Genomic DNA, 2,141 nt, shown 5'->3' with positions numbered 1-2,141 from the left:
CCTCGGCTTCCGTAACCTCACCAATTACATCGCCCGCAGCCTGCTCGAATCAGGCGGCTTCAGACCCCACCTACACCCTCAATTACGATGAGCCTCGAAACCAGCGAGGTTCAGCCGGTGAGTGAGTGCACCACTCGGGCAGGCGAGCCCACCACAACGGAGTTTTCCGGCACATCCTCTGTAACCACTGACGCAGCTGCCACGACGAAATTATCACCGATCGTCACGCCCGGCAGGAGGGTCGCGTTAGACCCGATCCACACATTGCGGCCGTCGCCGGTGATGCGCAGGGCATCCTGGCTAACCCGATGGATCGCCCCGTGCAACGGCGAGTCCCCGGTGATGGTCCGGCCGGCATTCAACGCTCCAAGGAGATCGAAGAGTTCCATGGTGTCCTTTCACTCAGGTGTTGGAGAAGGCTTGCGCTGGCGACCCCTGAACCGGTTATCCACACGCGGGTCAAAAAGCAAGGTCCAGGCGTTCACGCCCAGGAGTTGAACTGTCGCGGCTTGGTCGCCATCGGTATCGCCCCGTCCTACATCGGGGCGAGCGTCAGAGGCACAACACATCACTTCACTTGAAGTCTTCGCGCGAGACTTCAGCTCCGGCGTGGACTTCCACGGCGCCCTGCCCTGAGTCGACAGCAAAAGGTCGGGGTCCTCGATATCTGCGGCCGCGGTGGATCCGACTTCAGCGCTGCACGAGGAGACCCATGCATCAAGGCCGTCGCGACAGCTTGGTGCCCGGTATCAGCCGCGTCAGTCAGAACGGTTGGTTGGCAAGAGAGCGCGAGCGACAATGACCGGCGCGCAGCGCTGGGTAGTCATGCAGTTCCACGCTGGAATGTCGTCGACGCAGGGAAGCCGCACTCCCGCCAACCCCCAGTTCCTGAGACATGGCGATGCTGCCCGCCTGACTCGGCTCGCCGCGTTTCCTGCCCGGTGCCTGCAAGTTATGTGAACCGGGCAACATCGGCGGTACGACCCCGCCGCGGTCACCACTGCTTAATTCCTGGGAATGTCCACGCAGGAACGCGTATTGAGGACAACGGTCTGTAATCGTTTGTAGGTCGCCTTTATGCGGGCGTAGCAGGGGTGCCGGCCGTCGGGAAAGACGATGCTTCCCGGGCTCACCGCACGGACGTTGGTGCCCTCGGCCGTGAGCAAGCCGCCGATCGCAGGTGTCACAGAGTCAGGATCGATGATGGCGGCCTGATCAAGAGGGGCGAAACCAAAACCGGGGCCGGGGGCGGATTTTACGGCTAGTGCATCGGAGGCTCCGGTGAGTGCAATTCCGGATGCGACGGCGAGGCTGGCAATAGCAGTTCACCGACGAGGGGCTGAGCCAGGGAAACGAGCGATGTCTGCGGCTAAGTCGAAAGTGCGCGGTGAAGGCGTTGAATATGGCACCGAACTGCTAAAAGGGACGGACCGGATCCGTAAGCCGATTCTTCAATGTGCCCGTTCAATCTGCATAAGAGTGCATATTGACGAAGGGTCAGTTGCGGATAGTGCTTCAGCAGGGCGTAAGAGTGACTTGCAGGAGGGGAATTTCCGATGATTGTGTCTGTGGCGTCGACAAGAGACCGCTCTGTCGCAAGGGAGGCCGTCGCTGATCCTGCTGAGCCCGGCAGTTGTTGCAAGGCACAGCAAAAGTACCCCTAATGCTAGAAGCACAGGGCTTCGAAAGAACGGGTAGGGTACCGGTGTATCTCCTCCGGTACTTGTTCGTCACCCGTTGCATGGCAGCCGCTTCGACACTGTGGGGAGACCTGCTCGTCGAGTAGATCCTGTGTGTCGCAGTATTGCTTTGATCGCACCCTGGTGATCCCGGTGGCTTCACACTGTTGCGGACTGTCCTTGGAGTTGTATTCATGTCTTTCCAAGAGGGACGTGAATGCTGTGATGGGATTCCCTCCAGGGGTGGGTAGCGGGTTCCCGTTCAAAGGCGCAGGGCATGAACGAAGCCGGGGGAATGGGAGAATGGGGGAATTATGCAAGCGAGTCAAAGTGCTGGACCTCGTTACACGCTCAGTGATGTGGGGGATTACCGGCTCATCGTAATTGAGGGTGTAGGTGGGGTCTGAAGCCGCCTGATTCGAGCAGGCTGCGGGCGATGTAATTGGTGAGGTTACGGAAGCC

At 59.9% G+C, this 2,141-nt stretch carries 1 protein-coding gene; it reads right to left on the bottom strand.

Going from position 1 to position 2,141, the window contains the following annotated elements; all coding sequences use genetic code 11:
* Positions 1 to 110: 110 nt before the first annotated feature.
* Positions 111 to 389 (bottom strand): DapH/DapD/GlmU-related protein, encoded by a 279-nt coding sequence (locus IWX65_RS17460; RefSeq protein ID WP_196884821.1) that lies wholly within the window; start codon positions 387 to 389, stop codon positions 111 to 113.
* Positions 390 to 2,141 lie beyond the last annotated feature (1,752 nt).

The sequence above is a fragment of the Arthrobacter sp. CAN_A214 genome, from assembly GCF_015751955.1.
Classification (GTDB): domain Bacteria; phylum Actinomycetota; class Actinomycetes; order Actinomycetales; family Micrococcaceae; genus Arthrobacter_D.
Note: the sequence above shows the minus strand (reverse complement) of the source record. Positions and strands in the feature narration are given on the sequence as shown.

What these genes read in the sequence shown, in the direction of transcription:
- IWX65_RS17460 (WP_196884821.1), bottom strand. Translation starts at nt 389, where the DNA reads ATGGAACTCTTCGATCTCCTTGGAGCGTTGAATGCCGGCCGGACCATC.